The following is a 22,300-nucleotide window of genomic DNA, read 5'->3' as shown; positions in this document are numbered from 1 at the left end:
CCGCCCTGTGGCCCCTCCCCTCCCGCCTGACTCCCCCAGAAGGTGCCTGATGACCGCCAACGAGACCCCCCAAATCCAGCATCTTGAGCTGGTCCAGCTGATCAACGGCATCGTTTGGGAAGCTGACCCTGTCACCCGGGTCAACACCTTTGTATCTGACCGCATCACGTCGCTGCTGGGTTACACACCCGAGCAGTGGCGCTCACCGGGCTTCTGGGAGACCCACATTCACCCGGACGACCGGACGCGCATCGTGGCCGAGGGCGAGGCGCTGATGGGCCGCGCGCAGCCATACCAGCTCGAATACCGCATGACCCGTGCCGACGGCCAGACCATGTGGCTGCGCGACCTGATCACGCCGGTATTCCAGGGCGGCGTGATGGTCAAGCTCGGCGGCGTGATGCTCGACATTACCGCCGAAAAGAACGCCCAAACTGAGCTCCTCGCAGCCCGGGCGCGCTTCAGCCGGATTATTGAATCGAGCCCCGTTGGCATGGTCCTGTCGGACATCAGGACCTCGCGGGTGCTGGAGACCAACGACGCTTTCCTGCGCATCATCAACTGCCCGCGCGCCATCTTCATGGGCGAGGAGGACGACTTCAACCCCTGGGTCAGTGCCGATGACCGCGCTGAGCTGGTGCGTCGGCTTAAAGAAGACCGCACCGTGCGCGACTTCGAGACGCTGCACCAGCGCCGCTCGACCGGGGAGCAGCGCGATGTGCTGATAAGCGCCGAGTACCTGGATATTGACGGCCAGGAGACCCTGCTGGTAATGGCCCAGGACATCACCGACCGCAAGGCCAGCGAGCGCGCCAAGGCCGCCACCGAGGCGAGATTCCAGGCACTGGTGCAGAACAGTTCGGACGTGATCACCATCGCCAACCGAGGCGGATTCCTGACCTACGTCAGTCCTTCGATGGAGCCGATCTTGCGGCACCAGGCCGACGAGGTGATCGGGCACAACGTGCTGAGCTACATGCATCCCGACGAGCATGAGCAGATCCGCGAGGCCTTCACGCAGGTGGTGATCGGAGGACCCGGGACGAGTGTACGCAGAACCAGCCGCTTCCGACGGGGCGACGGCGAGTACATCTGGCTGGAGTGGGCGGCGACCAACCGCTACCACGACCCCAGCGTGCGCGGCATCGTGATGAACTCGCGCGACGTCACCGAGCGCCAGAAGGCTGAAGAGGCCCTGCAGGCCAGGGAGAACCGCTTCCGGGCCCTGGTCCATAACAGCGGTGACCTGCTGTTCGTGATTAACCGCCGGGGCTACATCACTTATGCCAGCGAATCGGTAGACAGCGCGCTGGGCGTCACCCAGCCCGAGGGACGCAACATCCTGGAATTCATCCACCCTGACGAGCACGAGGAAACCAGGCGCGACTTTGCTGAGGTGGTTTTTGGTGGGCCGGGAACCACTTCGCGCTGCACCCACCGCGTGATGACTGCCTCAGGCAGCTACCGCTGGCAGGAGTGGGTGGCGACGAACCGCATCGACGACTCGCACGTGGGCGGCATCGTGCTCAATTCGCGTGACGTGACCGAGCGACTCGAAGCCGAGATGGCGCTTGAGGAGAGCCGACGGACCTTTGAGGCGCTGTTCGAGCACTCTCCAGACGCGATTATGCTGACCGACTTCGACACTGAGGAGATGCCGATCGTGCAATGCAATAAAGTCGCCGCCCAGATGAACGGCTACACCCGCGAGGAGATGATCGGCATGAGCACTTATGCCACCCTGCCTGACGAGCCGCGCGGGGCAATCCTGGCCAGCGGCGACGCCGAATTCCGCGCCAGCCTCGAAGCCCAGTCGGTGATGCGTTTCGAGTCGGTGCACCAGCGCAAGGACGGTTCGCTCTACCCGGTCGACATCAACCTCGCGCTGCTGAAGGTGGGTGACAAGCGCGTGGTACTGAGCATTGAGCGCGACATGACTGCGCGCAAGAAGGCTGAAGCAGAACTCCGGTCCAGCCAGGAGCGGCTGCTGTCGTCTGAAAAGCTCGCCAGCCTGGGCCGCCTCACCGCCGGCCTGGCCCATGAGATCAACACGCCTCTGGCCGCAACAATGAACTACCTGCACGAAGCCGAACGGCTGGCCCGAGAATACCAGGCGTCTATCGGCGAGGCGTCGGTGACCGACGACGACCACCGCGAGATTGCCGGCGAACTGATCTCCACCCTGAGCGAAGGCGCCAAGACCGCCACCCGCATCGGTGAATTTATCCGCCGCATGCGCGAGCACACCCGTGACACCGTCACTGGCGTGAAGGACTTTGACGCAGGCCGCGGCGCTGAGGGCACCTTGACCATGCTGACCCACCAGGCCCGCGCCGCGAACGTGGAACTGGTCCTTGAGGCGCCGGAGCAATTGGTGGTGCTGCGCGGTGAACCCGGCAGATTTACCCAAGTGGTCACCAACCTGGTGGTCAACGCCATTCACGCCTGCGAAGGCACCGGAAAGCAGGGCGGCACGGTCACGGTGCGTCTCTTTGAGCAGCTCGGGCATCCGGTGCTGCAGGTGCAGGACACCGGCACCGGCATCCCCCCCGAAGTGCTGCCCAGGATCTTCGACCCGATGTTTACCACCAAAGACGTCGGCAAAGGCACCGGGCTGGGGCTGTCGATCATCCGCGACATTGTGACTGGTCACTTTGGTGGTGAAATCAGCGTGCAGACCAGCATCGGCGAAGGCAGCACCTTCAGCGTCAGCTTTCCGCGGCGCACGCGCAGCGAAGCGCCAGCCGGGTAAAAACCCCCGCTACTTTTGTGTGTTGGGCAACGACATGCAGAATCACGACCCGCCGACCCTGGACAACCGGTGAATGTACGACGTTTGTCCACGGTTGACCTCGATTTCCCATTGCAGGGCGCGTGTTTCCCGGCGGGTGACGTGATCCCCCGCGGCCTGTGCGAGTTCGTCGTGCAGTCCCTTCAGGCGGTTGTGCGCGGTAAGAAGAACGCGCGGGTAGAAGAACGGCATGGCCGGCCGCTGCTCGAACGGCATGCACGCTGCCCGTGCGGCAGCCACGATTGCCCTGCGCCTGCCGCAAGAGGTCAGGGGAACACCCGTCAGGCCGGTACAAGGGCCACGGGACGGGGCGGGTTACCGAAGCGTCGTCCATCCCATCCTCGAACACGGGGACGCCCAGTTCCTTCAAGGCCTGCTCGTACTCGTCCTGGGGCAGCAAGTTCTTCTCAATCCCGTGCTCGCGCGCGATGTCGTCCTGCAGGTCCACGTGGTACAGGTCATGCATTTCTTCAGCGATCCCGACCGTCAGCAGCCGGTGCGTGGGCGTGACCTGCTCCAGCTCCATCAGGAGGGCACTCAGCAGGTCCGCCCGACGTAAGTGCTCCGCTGCCGCGAAGAACTGGAGAGGCGGCGTGCAGCCCCGCGTGAAGTCAATCCCAATGGACTCCCCCTGAGAGCGGAAGTGCAGGTGCATCCGGGGCGGACTAGGATAAGGCCCTGCCCCGGGGCGGGCTGAAGACCGCCTTCCCCTGCGTCAGGGCTCGGCATGCGAACATGCTACTCAAGTCCACTGCTGACCTTTCTCTGGTGCTGCTGAGACCCAAAGCAGTGCGGGGGAGGACGCACAGCGGTGGGTTCGTGCGCGATCGGTACAATTTTCCACTGGTGCTCCACCGGCAAATCAACCCAATACCCTCCCTCTTCGGGAATTGAGGCTTCAGTGTCTGAACCCTTTGTCGCCGTGACCCTGGCAGACGTGGCCCGCAGTGCGGGTGTTTCCAAAATGACTGTCTCCAACGTCATTAACAACAAACCCGGCATGTCCGATGCAACCCGGGAACGCGTGCAGCGGGCCATCAATGCTACCGGCTATGTCGTCAATCCTGCGGCCCGCGCCCTGAGTGGCCGCCGAAGCAACCTGATCGGCGTGCTGACTCCTCACATCAACCTTCCCTTTGCCACCGAGATCCTGCACGGTGCCAGCGTGACCGCTGAAGCCGCCGGCCTGAATCTTGCGATTTTTACCACCGCCAATAACGTTACGCTGGAACGCGAACGAGCCACCCTGCTGCGCACACTGGCTGATGGTGTCCTGCTGGTCATTCCTTCGGCCGACGAGCACCACATTTTTGGGAACGCCATTCCTGTCGTCACCCTCGGGGCCCACGGCCACCGGACTGTACAGGTGGACAACCACACTGGTGGTGCACTGGCCACACAGCACCTCATAGATCTGGGCCACACCCGAATTGGCCATATTGCCGGCATGCGCGACGTACTTCGCGACGCCGTAGACCGGCAGGCAGGCTACCACGCAGCCCTGCTGGCTGCAGGTCTTCCTGCACCGGAGGCTTACGTTCAGGATGGTGAGTTCAGCGAGGAACTCGGTGAGCGGGCGGCCCGCACCCTGCTGACCCTGCCTGAGCCTCCCACCGCGATCTTCGCCGCCAACGACCGATCTGCGATCGGGGCGGTGCGGGCCGCCACCGCACTTGGCCTGAACGTTCCGCGAAACGTCTCGATTGTCGGCTTCGACGACATCCACGCGGCGTCGGTGATGGATCCTCCGCTCACCACCATCCGCCAGCCCCTCGAAGAGATGGGCACCACCGCTGCCCAGCTCCTGATCGACCTGATCCGGGGGGAGGAACGGACCGAGATGCATATCTGTTTCCCCGCCACCCTGATCGTCCGTGGCTCCACTGCTCCTCCTGGTCGGACGCAGAGCGCGAGCAGCTGATCCTGACGGCCTTGTCCGCCACCATCCTCACGCATGGGCTGAAAACTTAACGAAAGCACGGCCATGGCGACATCATGAGCCAGTGAGAGGAAACTCGTGCACCGTGGCAGACCGACGGTCAGGCACAGACCTCCAGGTGAGCCACAACCCAACACGCCAGCAGGCCGCCTTACACTTCAGGAAGCCCGAGGTGATCACGCTACGGGGAGCTGGCCCGGTGCCTCTCCTGTCATCAGGGCGTGAGCCGCCGCGTTCAGGTGATCTGGCCTGAAGCCAAAGGTGATCAGGGCGGGAAGCCCAAGTGCGGGGACGTGTTCGGGATTCCACAACGAAAGGTGGATCCCACCGCGGGATGCCAGCAGGCCAGCGAGTTCCACCTGAGCGGGGGTAGGGGACCACCGGGTGGTGGTCGCCAGAATTATAAGGGCGTCCGGACACGCGTCCAGCAGGGCCAGGGCTGCCTGAATATCCTGGGTGCCGTGGCATGCATAGCGGAGGCGCGGGAAGTTCGTGCGCAGGGCTCGCGCGAGCGCTTCGCCCCGCAGGCTATCCCCGTACGGTCCACCAATGTCTGGATGTTCCGGGGCCAGCAGCACGACCTCCGAGTTGGCCTCCAGCCTGGGCACAGGACCGATCCGGGTGACGGACTGACGGGCCCAGTCGCCGACCCGGGCCTGGTCGGCGGCCCGTTGCGCGGATGTGTATGGCCGCGGAGTGCCTGGAAACCGTGCTGCGGCGTTCGTCAGCCGGCGTGCGGCCTCCTCCAGCCGCTCTTCCTCGAGTGTTCCGTTCGACAGCGCCTGGTCAAGGGCCGCAACGTGATCGGCATGGGTCGATCGCGTTCCATGGCCACACACCAGCACGGCGTCCGCGCCGGCTGCAAGAGCCAGCGGCGCCCCGGACCCGCCCGGGTAGAGGTCCGACACAGCCCGCATGTCCATTGCATCGGTGACCACCACGCCGTCATACCCCCACGCCTGGCGCAGCAGGCCGGTCAGCACGGCAGGAGAGACGGTCGCGGGCGCCCACGGGTCCAGCGCCGGATACACAATATGTGCTGTCATGACACTCCCCACCCCAGCCCGCACCGCCACGCGGAAAGGCAACCACTCACAGGCCTCCAGGGCATCACGGGACTTGCGCACCACCGGAAGGTCGAGGTGACTGTCCAGGTGCGTATCCCCATGGCCGGGAAAATGTTTGACAGCGCTCATCACCCCGGCGGCTTCGCTGCCCTGGGCCCAGGCCACGCCCAGTTCGGCCACCAGATGAGGATCACTGGCGAACGCCCGTTCCCCGATCACCGGGTTCAGGGGGTTGACGTGGACATCCAGGCTGGGCGCAAAGTTCCAGTTAATGCCCAGGTCCAGTAGCCCCCGCGCGGCGACGGCACCTGCTTCACGGGCCGCCGCCGGATCGCGCAGGGCGCCCAGGCCCATGGGCGCAGGAGGGTGTGGGACGTCCAGGCGCCTGAGCACCGCGCCTCCTTCCTGATCCGTGGCGATCAGGGCCGCATCGCCCAGCGCGTCACGGATATCCCGCACCAGCCGCGCCGTTCGTGCGGGCGTGCTGAAATTCCGGGCGAACAGGCACACGCCGCCGAAGCCATGCTTGTGGAGGAACTGCCCCTGGTCTGGCGTGAGGTCAGGGCCGGGAAGGTCGACGATCAGCGTTCGCGCAGCCTTCACAGGACATCCCTGACGGGAACGCTGTGAGACAGGGGGCACGGCGATTCTTTCTGGGCCGGAGATGTGGTCGGCCGCTTCACTTGACCGCGCCTTCCATGCCCTGCATGAAGTGGCGCTGGGCGAGCAGGAAGACCAGCAGCACCGGCAGCATCATGATGAGTGACCCGGCGGCAATATTGAACGGATCGTAGCTGAACTGCCCTTTGAGTTTCAGTACGGCCACACTTAGCGGCGCTTTCTCTGGAGTGGACGAGAGCACCAGCATCGGCCAGAAGTAGGCATTCCAGCTTGTCACCAGTGTGAATATGCCCAGGGCCGCGAGGCTCGGGCGGGTGAGGGGCAGCATGATCCGAGTCAGGATGGTCAGCTCACCCGCGCCGTCAATCCGCGCGGCCTCGAGCAGAGCGGTCGGCACGGACAGGAAAGCCTGTCGCATCAGGAAGATGCCAAAGGCGCCAGCGATGGTCGGGACCACCACACCGAGGTGGGTTCCGAGCAGATGGAGTTTCTGCAGGGTCAGAGTGTTCGCCAGGAAGGTGGTTTCGCCTGGAAGCACCAGGGTCAGCACGATCACGCAGAACACCAGGTTCCGGCCCGGGAAGCGGAAGCGCGCCAGCGGGTAGGCGGCCAGTGCGGAGATGATCAGCGTTCCGGTCACGGTCATGAGCGTGATGGAGACGCTGTTCCACAGGTAGCGGCCCAGGCCGAACGACCGGTACACCTCCCCGAAATTATTCAGGGTCACCTGGCGGGGAAAGAGACTGCTCGGAAAGGCATAGATGCTGGTGCCGGCAGTCTTGTCGGTCAGGGCGATAGCCAGGGTCCACAGAAAAGGAAAAATCGCGAACAGCAGCACCACGCTCAGCAGGAGGTACCGCAGGCCCGTATTCAAGGCTTTCCGGGTGGACCGGCGTGCCTGCGGGCGCGCGCGGACCCGTGAGGCTGTCACGGCGCTCACGTGTCGTCCCCAGCAGCTGGCCGCAGCAGCCGGAGATTTAACATGGACAGTGCCAGGGCGACGAGCGCGACCACGAGGCCGGCGGCACTGGCCAAACCGTAATCAAAATTGAATCCCTGGAAGGCTTTGGCATACACGTACATCAGGGCGGTGTAGGTGGAGTTCAGGGGTCCGCCACCGGTCAGCACCAGCACCTCTTCGAGCACCCTCAGCGCGGAGATGGTCGACAGCAGGGTGCACAGCAGGATGGTGGGTTTCATCAGGGGAACCGTGACCCGCCAGAACCGCTGCCAGGGGCTCGCGCCGTCGAGCCGAGCGGCTTCGTCGAGTTCAGCAGGAATCCCCTGCAGTCCAGCCAGGTATAGCACCATGTAATAACCGAATCCTCGCCAGAACGTCACCAGCATGACCGCAAAAAAGGCGGTGCTTTCATTGTTCAGCCAGCCGAAGGTGCCTTCGCGGGGCAGCAGGTGCAGGGCCGTCAGCGCCCAGTTGAGAGTACCTTCCCGGTGGTAGACCCATTCCCACATCACCGCAGCCAGGGACACGCTGGTCACCACCGGAATGTAGTAGGCCGCACGGTAGAGGGTGATGCCTGGCAGCTGGCGGTTGACGAGCACGGCGACTGCCAGGGAGGCGAGTTGCAGGGCCGGGACCACCAGCAGGTATTTCAGGCTGTTGCCCAGGGACGTGAGGAACAGCGGGTCCGCGAGCAGGGTCCTGAAGTTCTGCAGGCCCACCCATCTGGGCTCCAGGCCCCGTGCGAACCGGGCGCCGGTGTACTCGGTGAAGCTCAGGTAGGTGCCGTACGCCAGGGGATAGAAGGTAAAGGCGAGCAGCAGCAGCAGGGCCGGAGCCAGGAACGCGTAGGACATCAGGGTGTCCCGCCAGGAAAAACGCATACGGGGAACCTCCAAAGGCTGGATGCAGCGTGTGAAATGCGGTCGAGGCCAGTGGCCCACCCCAGGTCGAGGGGCGGGCCACAGGGCCGGCGGTCCCGGGGGCGCCACGCCCGGCCGGCGTCATTTCTTCATGTTGGCGTTCCAGTACGCGACAGCGTCATTTAGTGCCTTCTGAGGCGCCTTCTTGCCCATCATGGCCGCTTCGATGTTGTCGTTGAAGTTCTTGTACAGGTCGTCACTGTTGCCGGGTGCCTTGTAACCGGGGTTGATGAAACGGCCCGACGCGCCGACGAGGGCAGTGGCTTCCTGAATGGCGTCGGTGCCTCCCTTCTTGAACTGCGCGGCGGTCTGCGCGGCGCGGGTGGTGGGCACCACCGGCACCACCTTGGCGAAGGCCAGCTGGTTAAGGTTGTTGGTCATGAACGCGGCCAGGCGGGCGGCTTCTTTAGGGTGTTTGCTGGCGGCGGGCACCACCAGGCTCATGCTGCCGCCAGTCTGTACCCCGGCTTTTCCCAGCGGAGCTTCAGTGACGACGGTTTTGCTGTACAGCGTGGGGTTGGTGTCCTTGATGCGGGTAAGGGCCTGAGGGCCGCCGACGATCATGGCCACCCGGTTCTGGGTGTACAGTTCCGTGGCAATTTGGAAGGCTTCACGGCGGACGGCGTCTTCGGGAATGTAACCGCCCTTGAAGAGGTTGACGTACTGCTGGAGCAGGGCGGCGTGCGCCGGGGAGTTGAAGACCGCGCGGCCGCTGGCGTTGTAGATCGGGAGCCCCTCGCTGTAGAAGTACCCCAGGAACGACGCGGTGTTCGGGTCTTTCAGGGCCGGCACCCAGCCGTACGCGCCGGTCTTGTCCTTGATGGTCTTGGCGTAGGACAGCATCTCGCTCATGGACCGGGGAGCGCGGGTCAGCCCGGCTTTTTTCATGAGGTCAGGGTTGTACAGCAGCACGCCCTCGTTGAGCCAGCCGTACCACGGGTACCCGTAGACCTTGCCGCCGGTCGTGAAATTCCTCAGGCTCTGCGGATAGAACGTGGCGTTCAGGGTCGAGGTACCCGTCAGGTCGCTCGCAGCGCGCAGGAAGCCGTTCTGCGCGGCCTTCTGGGTTTCATCGATGTTGAGGTTGACAACGTCAGGCGCATTGCCGAGGTTTACGCTGGCGATAAAGTCCTGGACCATGGAGTCCTGCTTATCGAACCAGCGCACCTTGATGCCGGGGTTGGCCTTCTCGAAAGCCGCGACGGTCTCCTTGACGTACGTGTCGAACTTGGGACTGAGGTACCAGGTCCACAGCTGCAACTCCACCGGTTGAGCGCACGCGGCTCCGGTGGCGAGAGCGAAACCGAGGGCGAGCAGACGCATTCTGTTCATGAGGGCTCCTTGTAAGCTCCATCGGGGGGCTCAGTACTTTTTGTCGACGACTGACTCGGCGGTCACGCGCAGCATCGTTTGGGCTTCCGGACGGCGGCTCAGCAGGGCGGTGTACAGGAACTCGAGCATCAGGGTCTGGCTGCTGAGGGTCGCCAGCACGGAATCGGTGATGGGATCCTCCTGAGCTGCGGTGAACAGGACTGTGTCGGCGTACCGGGTTACAGGGCTGCTGGCCCGGTGGGTGAGTGCGACCGTGTAATGACCCTGTGCGCGGGCCAGGCGGAGGTGCTGCACCGTGTCGATGGTGCTGCCACTGCTGGAGATGCCGATGACGACGCCGTCGCTGGGGATGGTGCTGATGCTGACCGCGGCAATGTGCGGGTCGGTGTGGGCGACGGCGGTGATGCCCAGGCGCATCAGGCGGTGTGAGAAGTACTGTGCGACCAGACCGCTGTTCCCCTGTCCTGTGAGGTCGACGCGCGGAGCCCGGTCAATGGCCAGGGCCACCTGGGTGAGCGCTCTTGGATTGGACAGCTGAAGCGTATTTTCAAGGGTGAGGCAGGTCTGACGCATGAGATGAACGCCAGGATCGAGACCAGTCTCGTCGGGGTGCTGGGTGTCACGACCGGCCACGTCCGAGGCCAGCGCAATCTTGAAAGCGTGAAATCCGGCAAATCCGAGTTTGCGGCACAGACGGGTGACGGTAGCTTCACTGACCAGGGCTGCGGTGGCCAGCTCGGTAATGGTCATATGCATGACCGATTCGGTATGCCCGCTGACATACGCAGCGACACGCTGCAGTGTGGGAGAAAGGTTGGTGGCTTGTTGCCGGATGCGAATGACCGCACCGCTGGCAGCAGGGAAACGTGACGCGACCTGTGACACTAAGTCTCCTCAGAGGCAGGTTTACCGGTAAAGCAATCGTACTTCTAAAAATTAATTTCTGTCAAGCGGGCCAAAGCTGTGAAAATTTTTCATAGGCGGCAGCGAAAGTGCCGGTCCCGCAACGCAGCGCACCCTGGTCCCGTCACCTGTTGGCAAGCGTCATATCCAATCTCACTCAAAGGGTCCAGATCAGCCGCACGACTCCCCCGGCCAGACTGAGGTCCTGTGGGTCACGCAGTTGGTTTTCATCAAAGGAGGCGCATTACTCGATTATCTAGTGCCTCGGTACTGATTGACCGGCGCCACCAATTACGCGGTGCGCTCCACAGGCAATCCATCATTCGCGCGCAGCCGTGTCCCAGGTGGCGAGGGCGAGTGGGTCGACTGTGAGGGTCTGACCCCCCAAACCCAGGCGGTCGTACCGAGGAACCGCGCAAGCCGGGATCGCAGCCCGCACCCGCGAGCTGATCCTGGAGGCCATGCTGACCCTCGCAGCCGAACGCTGGCTCGACCAGATCACCCTCGACCAGGTTGCGTCCCGGGCCGGTGTCACCGTGCAGACCGTCCTCCGGCACTTCGAATCCAAAGAACAGCTGATTAGCGCGGCCGGCCAGCATGCCCACCAGCAGGGTCGCCCACCAGCGCGATGAAGCGCCCGTTGGCCAGCTCACCGGCGCCCTGAACAACCTTCTCGACCACTACGGACGCGAAGGTCACCGGGTCCTGCGGATTCTGGCACAGGAACCCCGCTACCCGGCCCTCTCCCCCTGCTCGATGCCGGGCGCCGCGGCCACCGTGCGTGGGTGGAACGAACCTTCGCACCCTGGCTCACCCCCCCACCCGGCCCTGGCATACGAGGCCCTGGTCACGCAACTGGCCGTCCTCACCGACGTTCACACCTGTACCCGGTAGGACAGTTCGATCAGCAGGCGGCCGACGTTCACGCCTCCAACGGTCAGTTCGGGCAGGATGTTACCGGCCGTGTTGCTTTCGTCTGCCCAGGTCATGTTCCAGTACGCTGACCGGCGGCTCAGAACGAGTAACGCGACTGCGCCGATTCCCAGGCGGAACGGCCACGCCAGCAGCACCAGCAGGGCGTCATCTGATAATGACCGCAAGCCCCCGCCACGAACACGCGTCATCCATCAGGGCGTGATATCGGTTCGGATTCGCGAATTGGCCGGGGTCCGTAGAATCGTGTCGTCTTACCCTACTGATTCTGATGGCACCTTTAGCTACTGCGGTGGTGAGGACGTCGGCAACGTCGTGCCCGACACCGCTTCCCCTTGAGGACCGGTTTCGCCATAAGAGCCTGGTACGGGATGCTCCCGCACATAACCCACGCTGCTGTCAGGATGAGTGCGTGAACCATGCGAACCTAAGACGGGCGCTGCTGAATGTGCGCGCCCTGGCTGATTTCATAACGTGCCCCGTGTGCTGATGGTGTACGCTGCACAGGATCCATTTCCGGGAGACATGATGAAAAAGACGCTGTGCGCTTTAATCGCCACGCTGACACTGAGTGCAGGAATGGCCCAGGCGGGTGCTGTCGGCCTCTGGGGCAACTCGGTCCGGCCACCTCCGCCCTCAACAACATCCACCCCCTGAACCCATGACCCCCCTCAAGCACCTCCAGGGGGTCATTCCCTGACCTGCCACGAGAACATGCAGGAGTGGAGCCTGGACAAGCCACACGACGGTGCTCGCGCTTACGTTGAGCCCTTCACCTGCGCCACGCGCCCCGCCCCGCGCTGCTCAAACCTGAGCTGCAACCCCTCCCGCGTTGCCTTCGCCAGTGCCTGAAAGTCAATGCGCCCCGACTCGATGTTCTCCACCGTCACCAGCGGCCGGTCCTCCGAGGGCGCCGGGATCAGGCGGTAGAGGGCCGCGTCCTGGCACCACGTCTCATACTGCGCGTCCAACCCAAGCACTTCAGAGTCTGGATTCAATTGACGCACCAGCAGGTACTCCAGCAGAGTAGGCTCGCGCCGGGCCAGCACCGGTAGCCGTGGAGCCCCGTACAGCCGGCTGTACCCCCGCCACGCCGCCGCCAGCGCCCGGGAAGGCCAGTGCTGCACCTCCGGATGATGGTCCTTCAAGGTCTGAATCTCCGCTTTGGGCAAGACACTCCGGCCAAACACGGATGGATCCAGGACGATGTCCGGCCGCACCCGGTCATACGACCCCCGCGCAAAACACACGATTCGCCCCTGCGCCTCCCAGAGACGGACCAGTCGGCGGATCTGCCCCAAGGCTGCCGCGCTGCGTGTGCCGTACACCGCCTCCGCCAGGCGTTCCGCGGTCACCGGCCATACCGCGCCCTGCGCCAGCCGCCAGTCCACTTCCGGGTCATGGTTTGCTTTGGGAACCCGCTTAACGATCGGCGCCCGAAAGCGCGCCAGATACGTCCAGTCCGCCCCAGAGAATGGCGACCCCTGCAGGAACTGCTGGCCATCCAACACGTGAATCAGGAGGGTGGTCGGGAGCCTGCGCGGTCCGATGGTCAAGCACGGCAGGTGATGACGCCGCACCCAACTCTCGACCTCGGCTTGGGCCACGCCGGAAAGGCTGGCGAGGTCACTCAGGCGCACCCAGCAGTACATCCTGGCCGCTGACCCGTACAGCATCACGGTGGCCTGCTCGAGGGTGCACCCCAGTTCGTCCGCCACAAAGCGTGGACTCAGCGGGCTGAACACCTTCTTCAACTGGCGGAAGTGCTCGGCGCGGGAGGGCGCGGGAACGGGACGGCTCGGCATCAAGAGGCCATCATAGTCGGTCGCCAGCGGGCGCTGTACCTAGAGGTACTTCCTGGATTGCTCAGCGCAGGCCAGTGTTCTGTAGCCGTTGAACGTCGGTGAGCTCCTTGCAGTTGTCGTCAGCAGTGGCCAGATGGCGGGACCCCCACTCTCCAGAACCCCGGCCGCAGTTCCTTATCGATCCTGATGTGGTGTTTCTGGCATTCTGCCTGGGCTTGTGCTGCAGCGGGAAGGGGAGAGGAGGGAGGGGGGTGGATAGGTGAGGTTCAGCAGGTATAAGAATGGAACATCCGGCAGGGACGTCACCCGGGATCGCGCAGCGCGTACCCGACCCCCCGAGCTGTCCTCACCAGTTCTGGCGCTCCCGCCTGACGCAGCTTGGTTCGCAGGTTCGCCAGGTGCACCTCCACGACATTGCTCCCCGCCCCCTCCGGCCACACCTCCGAGACGATCACCTCCCGGCTGTACACTCGCCCCGGAACTTCCGCCAGCAGGGCCAGGAGTTCAAACTCCTTCGGCGACAGCCGCACTTCATGGCCACCATACAAACACAACCGCTGGTGAAGGAGCAGCTTGAGCGCGCCAACCCTGACCTCTCCAGCAGGCTCCTGTTTACGGAGTTGAACACGTACCCGGGCCAGCAGTTCCTTCGGCGTAAACGGCTTGGTGAGGTAGTCCGACGCCCCAGCCTCGAACAACGCGACCTTGGTCTCCAGCGTGTCCATGGCTGTCAGAACCACGATCGGCACCTGACCTGTCCGCCGTAGACGCCGGGCGACTTCCGAGCCGTGCATATCTGGCAGGCCGAGATCCAGGATGACCAGGTCGAGCGGTTCGGAGCGCGCGCAGATGAGGCCGGAGACCGCATTCGGGGCAGTCAGCACCCGGAATCCGGCGTCCTTCAGTTCAGAGCTCAGGATCCGGGTGGTGTCGGGATCGTCTTCGATCACCAGAATGGTCTGCTGCATGTGCTCCCTCAGCGTGTACGTCTTTATCCCACGAGTGCTGGTTCCAGTGGCAAGCGGAGTGTGTCCCCCACCGGAAGGTCCACGCGACACTCAGCATGTCCCAGCGTGCCAGGGTCAGAGCTTCGTGGGAGCCCAGACCCATGATCAGGGCACTCAGGAGCACGGGCGGCGTGAACGGATGGGAGGCACGCGCCTCGAAGCGCCCCACGACGCTGAGGGTGGTGTAGCAGGCCAGGATGGCCACGAGGACGGACAGCATCACCAGTTGCGGGTCCGTAATGTCCGGTCAGCGGGTCCATACGGCTAGCGGCGATGATAGGGCAACCCCCTGCCTCAAAAAACGAAATGAACGGGGGCCCGAGGGTCAGCGGCGCAGTCCGGAGGGTGACTGATGCACGAAGGCGACTGCGCCACCTTCAGAGTGACGCATTGTGCAGGTTTTGCAAGGGTGTGGTTTCTAAACTGAATTTAATTCATCCGGTCTGAGGGCCCCACCGGGTGCGAGTCCGGGGAAATCATCGGGAGGATTCACCCGTACAGAAGGCACACGTTCAAGGAGTTCCAGTGGTTCCGAGTTCTCAACATTTCACACTATGCTGGCCAGGCATGCTTGGAATCCTGTCCGACACAGGACGTTTCACGGCCGACCGGCATGAGGAGAGCGGGCCTCGTGCCCGGGTGGACGTGATCAGGGATCACACTCGGCCCTGGCCACAGATCGTGTCCCTGCTGGATCAGGAGGCCTGAACTTGACCCCTCAGGTACTGCGTGTGCTTGTCGTTGACGATGAGGAGAACGATTTCATCCTGACCGAAGATCTGCTTCAGCAGGTTCAGGGCTGGTCCTGTCAGGCAGACTGGGCTGGCAGCGCGGCGGCGGCAGCACAACTCATACGCGCTCAGTGCCACGATGTATATCTGGTGGATTACCACCTGGGTGCCCAGAGTGGGCTGGATATTCTGAACCTGCTCAGCGCATCCGGATGTACCTCACCAGCAATTCTTGTGACAGGAGTCGACAATCATCAGGTGGATCTGGCCGCCATGCGCCTGGGCGCGGCCGATTACCTGGTCAAAAGTGAACTCAGTCCGGTCGCGCTGGAACGTTCATTGCGCTACGCCATAGAACGAGCGCGGCTGATGTGCGAAGTGGATCAGGCCCGGCAGGAGGCCGAGACCCTGTTCACCCTGTCCGTGACGCTTGAACAGTCGCGTCTGGTCGAAGACGTTATGCGTGACTCCTGCGCCCTGCTCAAGAGCGCGGTGGGTATTGATGCCTTACTGCTGTGGCAGGCCCGGGAAGACCATCTTTTTCTTCAGCACGCTCACGGGAAAGGAGGCGCGGATTTTCTTGAGTACCGGCGGGCGGGCGTCCCCCGCTCACCGGTCTTCGTGTGGCAGGCGCTGGATGAACGCCGTCCTCTGTATATCGAAGATGCCGCGACTAACCCGCGCGTCCTGAGCCTCTATAAGAAGGCCGGAGTCAGAAGCCTCGCGCACCTTCCCCTAGAGGTCAACGGGAAAGTGTATGTCCTCTCCTACCTGCGTCAGGGAAAGGAGCGCTGGACGAGCCATGAGCGCCGGGTAGTGGAGGCGGGTGCCCGGAGCATCGGTGTTGCCTTGGAACGGCGGGAAAGTATGGAGCTGCTGGCGGCTGCCGCATTGACGGACGGTCTCACCGGGTTGGGGAACCGCCGGGCGTTTGACGCCGCCCTCGAAGCCGCCCTGAACAGCGCTTCCAGGCACGCTTACGCCGTCAGCATCGTGACGTTCGACCTGGACGGCCTTAAAGCCATCAACGACCGTGAAGGTCACGCCCGCGGGGATGATTTCCTGCGGACGTTCGCCAGGAAGATGCGTGTGGGGTGGCGGCGCGAAGATCAGCTGTACCGATTTGGTGGTGATGAGTTTGTCGCCGTTCTGAGTCACACCGGAACAGGAGGCTTTGAGGCCGTGCGGCAGCGGGTGAGGGTGGCCGTGGATGAAGTGAGACAGGCGGGCTTTCCTGGGGCGGATGTCAGTGTGGGGATCGCGGCGTTCCCGGCAGAAGCGCGCTCAGCTGCGGAGCTCCTGCGCTTGAGTGACGAGCGCATGTACTGTGAGAAACAGAGTCACCGGGCTCAGAAGGAGGGGCGCCGGTGACGGTCGCCGAGCCTGAAAACGTCTCGATGCCCGCACAAGCGCAAGCCTTCAGTGGGTGACACCTTCACGGCTACCACGTCGTCTGCGCCAGCCCGCTTCCCTGAGCAGATTCGTACGTCGCCCACGAGGGCCCGAAATTCTGTAGGCAATCCTTGGTTATGCGCTGTGACGCTGGTCTCACGGCGCCACCCGTGGTCTCCACGATGTCGTTCTGGCGGCGTTCTGGGCTGGACAGAGTGTGAGCCCGGGTCTCCACCCGGCCCGCAACTTCCTGAGATAACTGGTGCTTCCCTTCATTGTAAGGAAAGGAGCACTTGCAACATCAAGCTGTAAGTGAGGTGTGATGGCCTTTAGCCGATGTTAGTCCATGTTAGGTTCATGCAGAACCGAATCTGGCGAGGCCCTTATGACCGAATTTCGCACAACTCCTTTTACGCTCAGTGCCTTGCACAACAACGAAAGCTCTTTTCAGGTCTTGATCGAACACAGCGCCGACATCATTACTGTGCTCGATCAGCGTGGACAGATCCTGTATCAGAGTCCCTCCGCTCACCATCATCTCGGTTGCGACCGCAACCCCACGCCCCAGCACCACCACGTCAACCTGGACTACCTCCACCCGGATGATCGTGAACGAATTGTCCGGCAAGTGCATCATTCCGAGCCGGGAATGACACTGACGCTGTGCCCGTACCGCGTGCGGCATGCCAACGGCAGCTGGCGCTGGATGAAAGGCACCGCCGTCAACCTGCTGGACAACCCCAACGTGCGCGGCATCCTGGTGCAGGCGCGGGATGTCACCGTCGAGATCCAGGCCGAGAAGCGTGCCCGGGCGCTGGAAGGACTGAGTATGGCCCTCGCCAGCACGAGCACCACTGACCAGGTTGTGCAGGTCATTCTCCTGCAAGGACTCGACGCCATGGGGGCCATCGCTGGAGGCGTCGTGCGGCTGGACGACGACGCTCAGCATGTGAACGTCCTGGGAACCGCCGGGTACCCCGAGCGCATCGAGCGTCCCTGGCGGCGCTTTCCCCTGGACTCGCCTGTCCCCGCCGCAGACGCCCTGCGGCAAGGTCACGATCTCTTCCTGACCAGGGAGGACTGGCACGTTCTGTACCCACACCTGCAACACGCCCACGCCCCGGATACCGGCAGCCATGCCGTGCTGACACTCAAGAGCAACGGACAGGTCATCGGAGCGATCACGCTTTCCTTCCGGGAGGAACGGGCCCTCAGTGAAACCGAACGCCAGCACCTGCGCAGCGTCGCGGCCCAGTGTGCGTTGGCCCTGGAGCGCGGTGACCTGAACGCACGACTCCAGCAGCAAGAGCGGCTCTACCGTAAGCTCGCGGACTACAGTTCCGACGTGGTGTCCGTCATCGCGCTGGATGGAACAACGAAATTCATCAGTCCCGCCCTGACACGAATGGTGGGCTACACGCCCGAGGAACGCCTCGGACACACCGTGTTCGAAGGCATTCACCCGGAAGACCGCGACCGCGTGTTGCGGGAGTTCGGCGAGGCGGTGCGCAGTCCTCTACCACGCCTAGTCTCCTACCGCTTTCAGCACAAGGCGGGTCATTGGGTATGGCTGGAATCCACCGGCACCAATGCCATTCATGACCCGGATCTGTGCGGTGTGGTCATTAATACGCGTGACGTCACCAGCCGCATGGAGGCCGAAGAGGCGCGCCGGACGAGCGAGCGCCGACTGCAACTGTTCGGGGAGCAGTCCGATACGCTGATCCGCATTTTCAGTGCTGGCGGTGTCTGTCTGTACGTGTCACCTGCTGCCAACAACATGCTGGGGTACACGCCGGAGGAACTGGGCACCTATGGGGTAAAAGAGCTGCTGCACCCAGAGGATCAGCCAATGGTCGAAGCCGCCTGGACTGCCCACACGCCCATTCCCGCGCACCGGATGCGGCGCCCGGATGGAACCTACCTGTGGGTGGAAAGCACCCTCCGGAGGGTAACCGATGAGACCGGGGTACTCGTAGAAGTGCATGTCGCCACCCGGGACGTCACGTCACGCAAAGAAGCGGAGGACGCCCTGCACCTTCAGCTGTGCCGCTTCCAGCACCTGGTGAACCTGACAGCCGAGTTCGCGGCGCAGGAGGGCGTCGAGCAGCACATTCACACCGCCCTGGAGCGCTGCCTGGACCTGACGCCCTTCCGGTACGGTTTCTATTTCCCGATCAACGGCGACACCCTGATTGAACCGTTGCAGGCTGGGCAGGAATCAGGTGAGATGCTCGCCTGGGTTGCCCCTCTGGAGCAGGTCCACCGCACCGGTGACATCGGAAAAGCACTGCGGCGGCACCAGGCGTACTTCGCGGGGCAGGATCAAGCCTTGTTCACTCCGCCAGAACCGCTGCCCCGGCCGGTCTGGACGTCGCTGGCAGTGCTGCCCGTGGTCGCGCGCGGTGTGCTGCGTGGCTTCATGACCTTCGGCACGAACGAACGCGTTGAGATTGACGCGGACACCCGCCGCCTTCTGACCAGCGTGAGTGAACAGGCCAGCCGCGCCGTGGAGCGCAGCGCCCACCTCGACGAACTCAAGGAGTCCCGTGAGGAGACCCTGCGGGCGCTGGGCCTGGCGCTGGAGTACCGCGATTACGAGACCAAGGGTCACACTGACCGCGTGGTGGCCCTGACCGAGCAACTCGGCCAGGCGCTGGGCTTCTCCGGAGATGACCTGGACGCCCTGCGCTGGGGTGCGTTCCTGCACGACACCGGCAAGGTCGCCATTCCTGACGCCATCCTGCTCAAGCCCGGCAAGCTTGACGCTGAAGAGTGGGAGGTCATCAAGCGTCACCCCGGCATCGGGTACGAGATGCTGCACCATATCCCTTCACTGCCCGCAACCACCCTGGAAGTCGTGCTGTACCACCAGGAGCGCTGGAATGGGAGTGGCTATCCCAAGGGACTGGCAGGCGCGGACATTCCACTGGCCGCGCGGGTGTTCGCGGTGGTGGACGTCTACGACGCCCTGACCAGTGAGCGGCCCTACAAGAAAGCCTGGACGCATGAGGAAGCCGCAGCGCAGCTTCGAAAAGAAGCAGGGATTCTCCTTGACGCTCAGGTGGTCGATACGTTTGTACAACTGACAACCCGGGAGCAGTTTCCTGTCCAGGAGGATCCCCATGACCCACAGTGACTCTATGTTTGCCCAACAGTCCCACGCCACGATCTCCGGCTCCGGGGCACGTACCCTGCTGTGTGCGCACGGGTTCTGCTCGCACCAGGGCATCTTCCGGCACCAGGTTGCGGCTTTTGGGGACACCCACCGGATCGTGACCTACGATCTGGCCGGATTTGGCCAGGCGGACCCCGCATTGTGGCAGGCCGACCGTCACCACCGGCTTGAAGGGTACGCGGCAGATATGGTCCGCCTGATCGACGACCTGAACCTGAAAAATATCACCCTGCTGGGGGCCTCCATGAGTGCGATGGTTGGGCTGCTGGCCTCGTTGGAGCGTCCGGACCGGTTCGACGCGCTGGTGTTCATTGGCGCCAGCCCACGCTACCTGAACGATCCGAAATACCACGGTGGCTTCGAACGGGCCGACGTCGACGGGTTCTACAACCTGGTGGATGGGCGGCAGGGCTGGCAGGACGCCCTGACCGGCATGCTGCTCAACCAGCCGGTGTCCCTGGTGCTCCAGGAGGTTGCACAGCGGGTTCGGGGCGTGCGGCCGGAAGTGGCGGGTGTGGTGGCGCGGGCCATCTTCGAGTCCGATTACCGTGACCTGCTGGAGCAAGCCCGGCACCCGGTGCTGGTGACGCAGACCCGGGCCGACAGCGCGGTCCCGACCAGCGTCGCGCACTACCTGGCACAGCACCTTCCAGATGCAGAACTCACTTTCCTGCCGGGGGTGGGACACATTCCCAACTTCACGGAGCCGGACGCCTTCACCACCGTGCTCAAACGGTTTCTGGATCGTTCGCCAGTAGCTGACCTCGCGCTCGCCTGAGAAGGGACGCCGCTCCTGACCGTCCGGCACACCATGCCTGTGGGATTCAGCCCATCGGTGCACACCCTTGAAGGTCAGCGTTGCTGCCGTGGAGCGATACATCGCCCGGCGCAAGTACGAACCCGATAGGCAGCCTCGCTCACCGTGAACCAAAAGCCTTGCCGACGCGGCAGCCCCTCAGAAGCGACCGCGCGGCTCCTGACTTGCCTCTGCCTGACCTGCTCACACGAGGACTGCTGTTGGGCGGGCTCCAGGTTCAAGCGGCGCTTACATGGACGGCAGGGAGGCCAGTGGTGCTGCCGCTCTTGATTCCATAGGGCAGCGCGCCCGCGACGCTAGCAGCCATTCCTCCTGCCGGGGATCAGGAGCGCGACCCGTACCCACGCACCGTACGGATCATCCCACCCCTACCGGATGCATGGCTGCAATCTGCGGGCCACCTGCCGATGTCATCTTCGGAGTGCAACAGGGAGTGATGTCATTGCGCGACGTGAGTCGCCAGCCGGACCGCTCCACCGCCCCTGGCACCTTCACGGTAGTGAAAGGTCCCCCGAACTGGGCGAAGGAATGGCGTCACCACCAGAGTCCAGAATGACAGCGATAAGGCGGTGTCACAGAACGACTATTCATAGCCCTGTGCCCCACAGCCGACCCGGGCGCTCAGAGGGTAGTCTGGACCATCATCTCCAGAGCCGGAGCCTGGTGTTCAGCACCCCCGAACCGAGGTCGGGACTGCGGGGCGACGCCCGCGCCAGACACGAATTACCCTTCCCACGATCCCGACCTGAAGGAGATCCCCCATGGCGCCATCGGCACTTCCTTCGTCCCTCCTGACCGACGCCCTGCACGCGTGTGTGGTGGGTGTCGTGGTCACCGACGCCCTTGAGGGGGATCACCCGATCGTGTACGCCAACCCGGCGTTCGAACGGCTGACCGGCTTCGGTCCGGCTGAAATCCTGGGTCGGAACTGTCGCTTCCTGCAAGGCGCTGAACCTCAGCAACCTGAAGTCGCGGAGATTCGAAAAGCGATCAGGCATGGACAGAGCGTCACCGTGGTCCTGCGCAACTATCGCCGGGACGGCACCCTCTTCCATAATGAGCTCACCTTGAGTCCCGTCAGGAATACCGCAGGTCAGGTGACACACTACCTCGGGTTCCAGAATGATGTGACGACCCGTGAAGAAGCCAGACAGAGTGCCGCGCAGAGTGCCAGGGTGCTTTCCTCCACGCTCGACCGGGTGACGGATGGGGTCACGTCGCTGGACCAGGACGGCGTTATTACGTACGTGAACGGATCTGGCGCCGCGATCGCTGGACGGACGCCCACAGATCTTGTCGGGCACCGGCTCATAGACGTATTTCCTACGGCTCCGCTCACCCCACTCGGTCAAAGCATCCTCCGCGCCAGGGACGCCTCATCCCCACAACGGGAAACCGCATTCTCGAGCGAAATTCAGAAATGGGTTGAAGTCACCACCTACCCCGCGGAGGACGGCGTCTCCGTGATTACCCGTGACGTCACTGAACATCATCAGGCGCAGGTCGCCCTCCAGAGAAGTGAACAGCGCGTCTCCAGGATCTTCGCGGCCAGCCCCATGCCTGTGGCCCTGACCCGCCTGAGCGACCGGGTCTTCCTGGATGTCAACCCGGCCTTCGAGGACCTCACCGGGTACATCCGGGACGAGCTCATCGGTCAACCAGCGTCCGAGCTGAACCTGTGGGTCGATGACACGGAGCGCCTGAACGCCCTGCGAGAGGTGGCCAGCGGAAACGCGGCGCGGAAGCAGACCGTGAGCCTGCGCGGCAAATCAGGACAGATTTACGACTGCTTCGTTTCGTTCGTTCCGATTGAGATTGCAGGCGATCCGTGCGTGATCAGCCTGGTCCAGGACATGACCAATGAGAACCGTGCCCGGCGGGCCATGGAAGAAAGCGAGGAACG

19 protein-coding genes are annotated in these 22,300 nt (G+C 63.5%); 10 read left to right on the top strand and 9 right to left on the bottom strand.

What is annotated here, in order from left to right; genetic code table 11:
* Positions 1 to 49 precede the first annotated feature (49 nt).
* On the top strand, positions 50 to 2,752 hold the full coding sequence (locus IEY49_RS19280; RefSeq protein ID WP_189011765.1) for a PAS domain S-box protein: 2,703 nt from the start codon (positions 50 to 52) through the stop codon (positions 2,750 to 2,752).
* 42 nt (positions 2,753 to 2,794) lie between these two features.
* Here IEY49_RS19280 and IEY49_RS19275 read toward each other — a convergent pair whose 3' ends face one another.
* Complete coding sequence (locus tag IEY49_RS19275) at positions 2,795 to 2,983, bottom strand: hypothetical protein (protein ID WP_189011763.1); 189 nt, start codon at positions 2,981 to 2,983, stop codon at positions 2,795 to 2,797.
* Here IEY49_RS19275 and IEY49_RS19270 point away from each other — a divergent pair.
* Together IEY49_RS19270 and IEY49_RS19265 are read left to right on the top strand one after the other, a co-directional pair.
* A complete protein-coding gene (locus IEY49_RS19270; RefSeq protein ID WP_189011761.1) occupies positions 2,982 to 3,350 on the top strand; it encodes a hypothetical protein in 369 nt (122 codons plus the stop codon). The two genes, IEY49_RS19275 and IEY49_RS19270, sit on opposite strands and share 2 nt — an antisense overlap.
* Positions 3,351 to 3,692: 342 nt before the next feature.
* Complete coding sequence (locus tag IEY49_RS19265) at positions 3,693 to 4,712, top strand: LacI family DNA-binding transcriptional regulator (protein WP_189011760.1); 1,020 nt, start codon at positions 3,693 to 3,695, stop codon at positions 4,710 to 4,712.
* A gap of 194 nt (positions 4,713 to 4,906) precedes the next feature.
* On the opposite strand, the gene IEY49_RS19260 is transcribed toward IEY49_RS19265, so the two are convergent.
* From IEY49_RS19260 to IEY49_RS19240, 5 genes are all read right to left on the bottom strand, one after another.
* Positions 4,907 to 6,400 (bottom strand): glycoside hydrolase family 3 N-terminal domain-containing protein, encoded by a 1,494-nt coding sequence (locus tag IEY49_RS19260; protein WP_189011758.1) that lies wholly within the window; start codon positions 6,398 to 6,400, stop codon positions 4,907 to 4,909.
* Between the two features lie 76 nt (positions 6,401 to 6,476).
* Positions 6,477 to 7,358 carry a carbohydrate ABC transporter permease gene (locus IEY49_RS19255; RefSeq protein WP_189011756.1) on the bottom strand — a complete coding sequence of 294 codons (882 nt, stop codon included), beginning with the start codon at positions 7,356 to 7,358 and terminating at the stop codon, positions 6,477 to 6,479.
* Complete coding sequence (locus IEY49_RS19250; RefSeq protein ID WP_189011754.1) at positions 7,355 to 8,260, bottom strand: carbohydrate ABC transporter permease; 906 nt, start codon at positions 8,258 to 8,260, stop codon at positions 7,355 to 7,357. The genes IEY49_RS19255 and IEY49_RS19250 overlap by 4 nt, the downstream gene beginning before the upstream one ends.
* Positions 8,261 to 8,380: 120 nt before the next feature.
* Positions 8,381 to 9,631, bottom strand: a complete 1,251-nt coding sequence (locus tag IEY49_RS19245) for an ABC transporter substrate-binding protein (protein ID WP_189011752.1) — start codon at positions 9,629 to 9,631, stop codon at positions 8,381 to 8,383.
* Between the two features lie 30 nt (positions 9,632 to 9,661).
* Positions 9,662 to 10,516 (bottom strand): MurR/RpiR family transcriptional regulator, encoded by an 855-nt coding sequence (locus tag IEY49_RS19240; protein ID WP_189011750.1) that lies wholly within the window; start codon positions 10,514 to 10,516, stop codon positions 9,662 to 9,664.
* A 479-nt stretch (positions 10,517 to 10,995) separates the two neighbouring features.
* On the opposite strand from IEY49_RS19240, the gene IEY49_RS19235 reads away from it, so the two are divergent.
* Both IEY49_RS19235 and IEY49_RS19230 read left to right on the top strand, forming a co-directional pair.
* The gene (locus IEY49_RS19235; protein ID WP_189011748.1) at positions 10,996 to 11,166 is read left to right on the top strand and encodes a helix-turn-helix domain-containing protein; all 171 of its coding nucleotides are present in this window, start codon (positions 10,996 to 10,998) and stop codon (positions 11,164 to 11,166) included.
* A complete protein-coding gene (locus tag IEY49_RS19230) occupies positions 11,132 to 11,428 on the top strand; it encodes a hypothetical protein (RefSeq protein WP_189011746.1) in 297 nt (98 codons plus the stop codon). Before IEY49_RS19235 ends, IEY49_RS19230 begins: the two co-directional genes overlap by 35 nt.
* Here the strand turns inward: IEY49_RS19230 and IEY49_RS19225 are convergent.
* The 3 genes from IEY49_RS19225 to IEY49_RS19215 all read right to left on the bottom strand — a co-directional run bounded on the left by IEY49_RS19225 (position 11,410) and on the right by IEY49_RS19215 (position 14,240).
* A complete protein-coding gene (locus IEY49_RS19225; protein WP_189011744.1) occupies positions 11,410 to 11,658 on the bottom strand; it encodes a hypothetical protein in 249 nt (82 codons plus the stop codon). The two genes, IEY49_RS19230 and IEY49_RS19225, sit on opposite strands and share 19 nt — an antisense overlap.
* A 567-nt stretch (positions 11,659 to 12,225) precedes the next feature.
* Positions 12,226 to 13,272 (bottom strand): hypothetical protein, encoded by a 1,047-nt coding sequence (locus tag IEY49_RS19220; protein WP_189011742.1) that lies wholly within the window; start codon positions 13,270 to 13,272, stop codon positions 12,226 to 12,228.
* A 302-nt stretch (positions 13,273 to 13,574) separates the two neighbouring features.
* A complete protein-coding gene (locus IEY49_RS19215; protein WP_189011740.1) occupies positions 13,575 to 14,240 on the bottom strand; it encodes a response regulator transcription factor in 666 nt (221 codons plus the stop codon).
* Between the two features lie 606 nt (positions 14,241 to 14,846).
* Between IEY49_RS19215 and IEY49_RS19210 the strand changes: the two genes are divergently transcribed.
* The 5 genes from IEY49_RS19210 to IEY49_RS19190 all read left to right on the top strand — a co-directional run.
* Positions 14,847 to 14,987 carry a hypothetical protein gene (locus IEY49_RS19210; RefSeq protein ID WP_189011738.1) on the top strand — a complete coding sequence of 47 codons (141 nt, stop codon included), beginning with the start codon at positions 14,847 to 14,849 and terminating at the stop codon, positions 14,985 to 14,987.
* A gap of 2 nt (positions 14,988 to 14,989) precedes the next feature.
* Positions 14,990 to 16,381, top strand: a complete 1,392-nt coding sequence (locus tag IEY49_RS19205) for a diguanylate cyclase (protein WP_189011736.1) — start codon at positions 14,990 to 14,992, stop codon at positions 16,379 to 16,381.
* Between the two features lie 406 nt (positions 16,382 to 16,787).
* The gene (locus IEY49_RS19200; protein ID WP_189011734.1) at positions 16,788 to 19,541 is read left to right on the top strand and encodes a PAS domain S-box protein; all 2,754 of its coding nucleotides are present in this window, start codon (positions 16,788 to 16,790) and stop codon (positions 19,539 to 19,541) included.
* Positions 19,528 to 20,358: an alpha/beta fold hydrolase gene (locus IEY49_RS19195; protein ID WP_189011732.1), complete on the top strand. Its 831-nt coding sequence runs from the start codon at positions 19,528 to 19,530 to the stop codon at positions 20,356 to 20,358. Before IEY49_RS19200 ends, IEY49_RS19195 begins: the two co-directional genes overlap by 14 nt.
* An 800-nt stretch (positions 20,359 to 21,158) precedes the next feature.
* A partial coding sequence (locus IEY49_RS19190; protein WP_189011730.1) for a PAS domain-containing protein occupies positions 21,159 to 22,300 on the top strand: 1,142 nt, incomplete at its 3' end.

This window comes from Deinococcus malanensis (assembly GCF_014647655.1).
GTDB classification, from domain to species: domain Bacteria; phylum Deinococcota; class Deinococci; order Deinococcales; family Deinococcaceae; genus Deinococcus; species Deinococcus malanensis.
Note: the sequence above shows the minus strand (reverse complement) of the source record. Positions and strands in the feature narration are given on the sequence as shown.

Bases quoted from the DNA above. Each gene is read 5' to 3' on its own strand.
- IEY49_RS19280 (WP_189011765.1), top strand. From the start codon at position 50: ATGACCGCCAACGAGACCCCCCAAATCCAGCATCTTGAGCTGGTCCAG.
- IEY49_RS19270 (WP_189011761.1), top strand. From the start codon at position 2,982: ATGGCCGGCCGCTGCTCGAACGGCATGCACGCTGCCCGTGCGGCAGCC.
- IEY49_RS19275 (WP_189011763.1), bottom strand. From the start codon at position 2,983: ATGCCGTTCTTCTACCCGCGCGTTCTTCTTACCGCGCACAACCGCCTG.
- IEY49_RS19250 (WP_189011754.1), bottom strand. From the start codon at position 8,260: ATGCGTTTTTCCTGGCGGGACACCCTGATGTCCTACGCGTTCCTGGCT.
- IEY49_RS19245 (WP_189011752.1), bottom strand. From the start codon at position 9,631: ATGAACAGAATGCGTCTGCTCGCCCTCGGTTTCGCTCTCGCCACCGGA.
- IEY49_RS19235 (WP_189011748.1), top strand. From the start codon at position 10,996: ATGCTGACCCTCGCAGCCGAACGCTGGCTCGACCAGATCACCCTCGAC.
- IEY49_RS19230 (WP_189011746.1), top strand. From the start codon at position 11,132: ATGCCCACCAGCAGGGTCGCCCACCAGCGCGATGAAGCGCCCGTTGGC.
- IEY49_RS19225 (WP_189011744.1), bottom strand. From the start codon at position 11,658: ATGACGCGTGTTCGTGGCGGGGGCTTGCGGTCATTATCAGATGACGCC.
- IEY49_RS19220 (WP_189011742.1), bottom strand. From the start codon at position 13,272: ATGCCGAGCCGTCCCGTTCCCGCGCCCTCCCGCGCCGAGCACTTCCGC.
- IEY49_RS19215 (WP_189011740.1), bottom strand. From the start codon at position 14,240: ATGCAGCAGACCATTCTGGTGATCGAAGACGATCCCGACACCACCCGG.
- IEY49_RS19210 (WP_189011738.1), top strand. From the start codon at position 14,847: ATGCTTGGAATCCTGTCCGACACAGGACGTTTCACGGCCGACCGGCAT.
- IEY49_RS19200 (WP_189011734.1), top strand. From the start codon at position 16,788: ATGACCGAATTTCGCACAACTCCTTTTACGCTCAGTGCCTTGCACAAC.
- IEY49_RS19195 (WP_189011732.1), top strand. From the start codon at position 19,528: ATGACCCACAGTGACTCTATGTTTGCCCAACAGTCCCACGCCACGATC.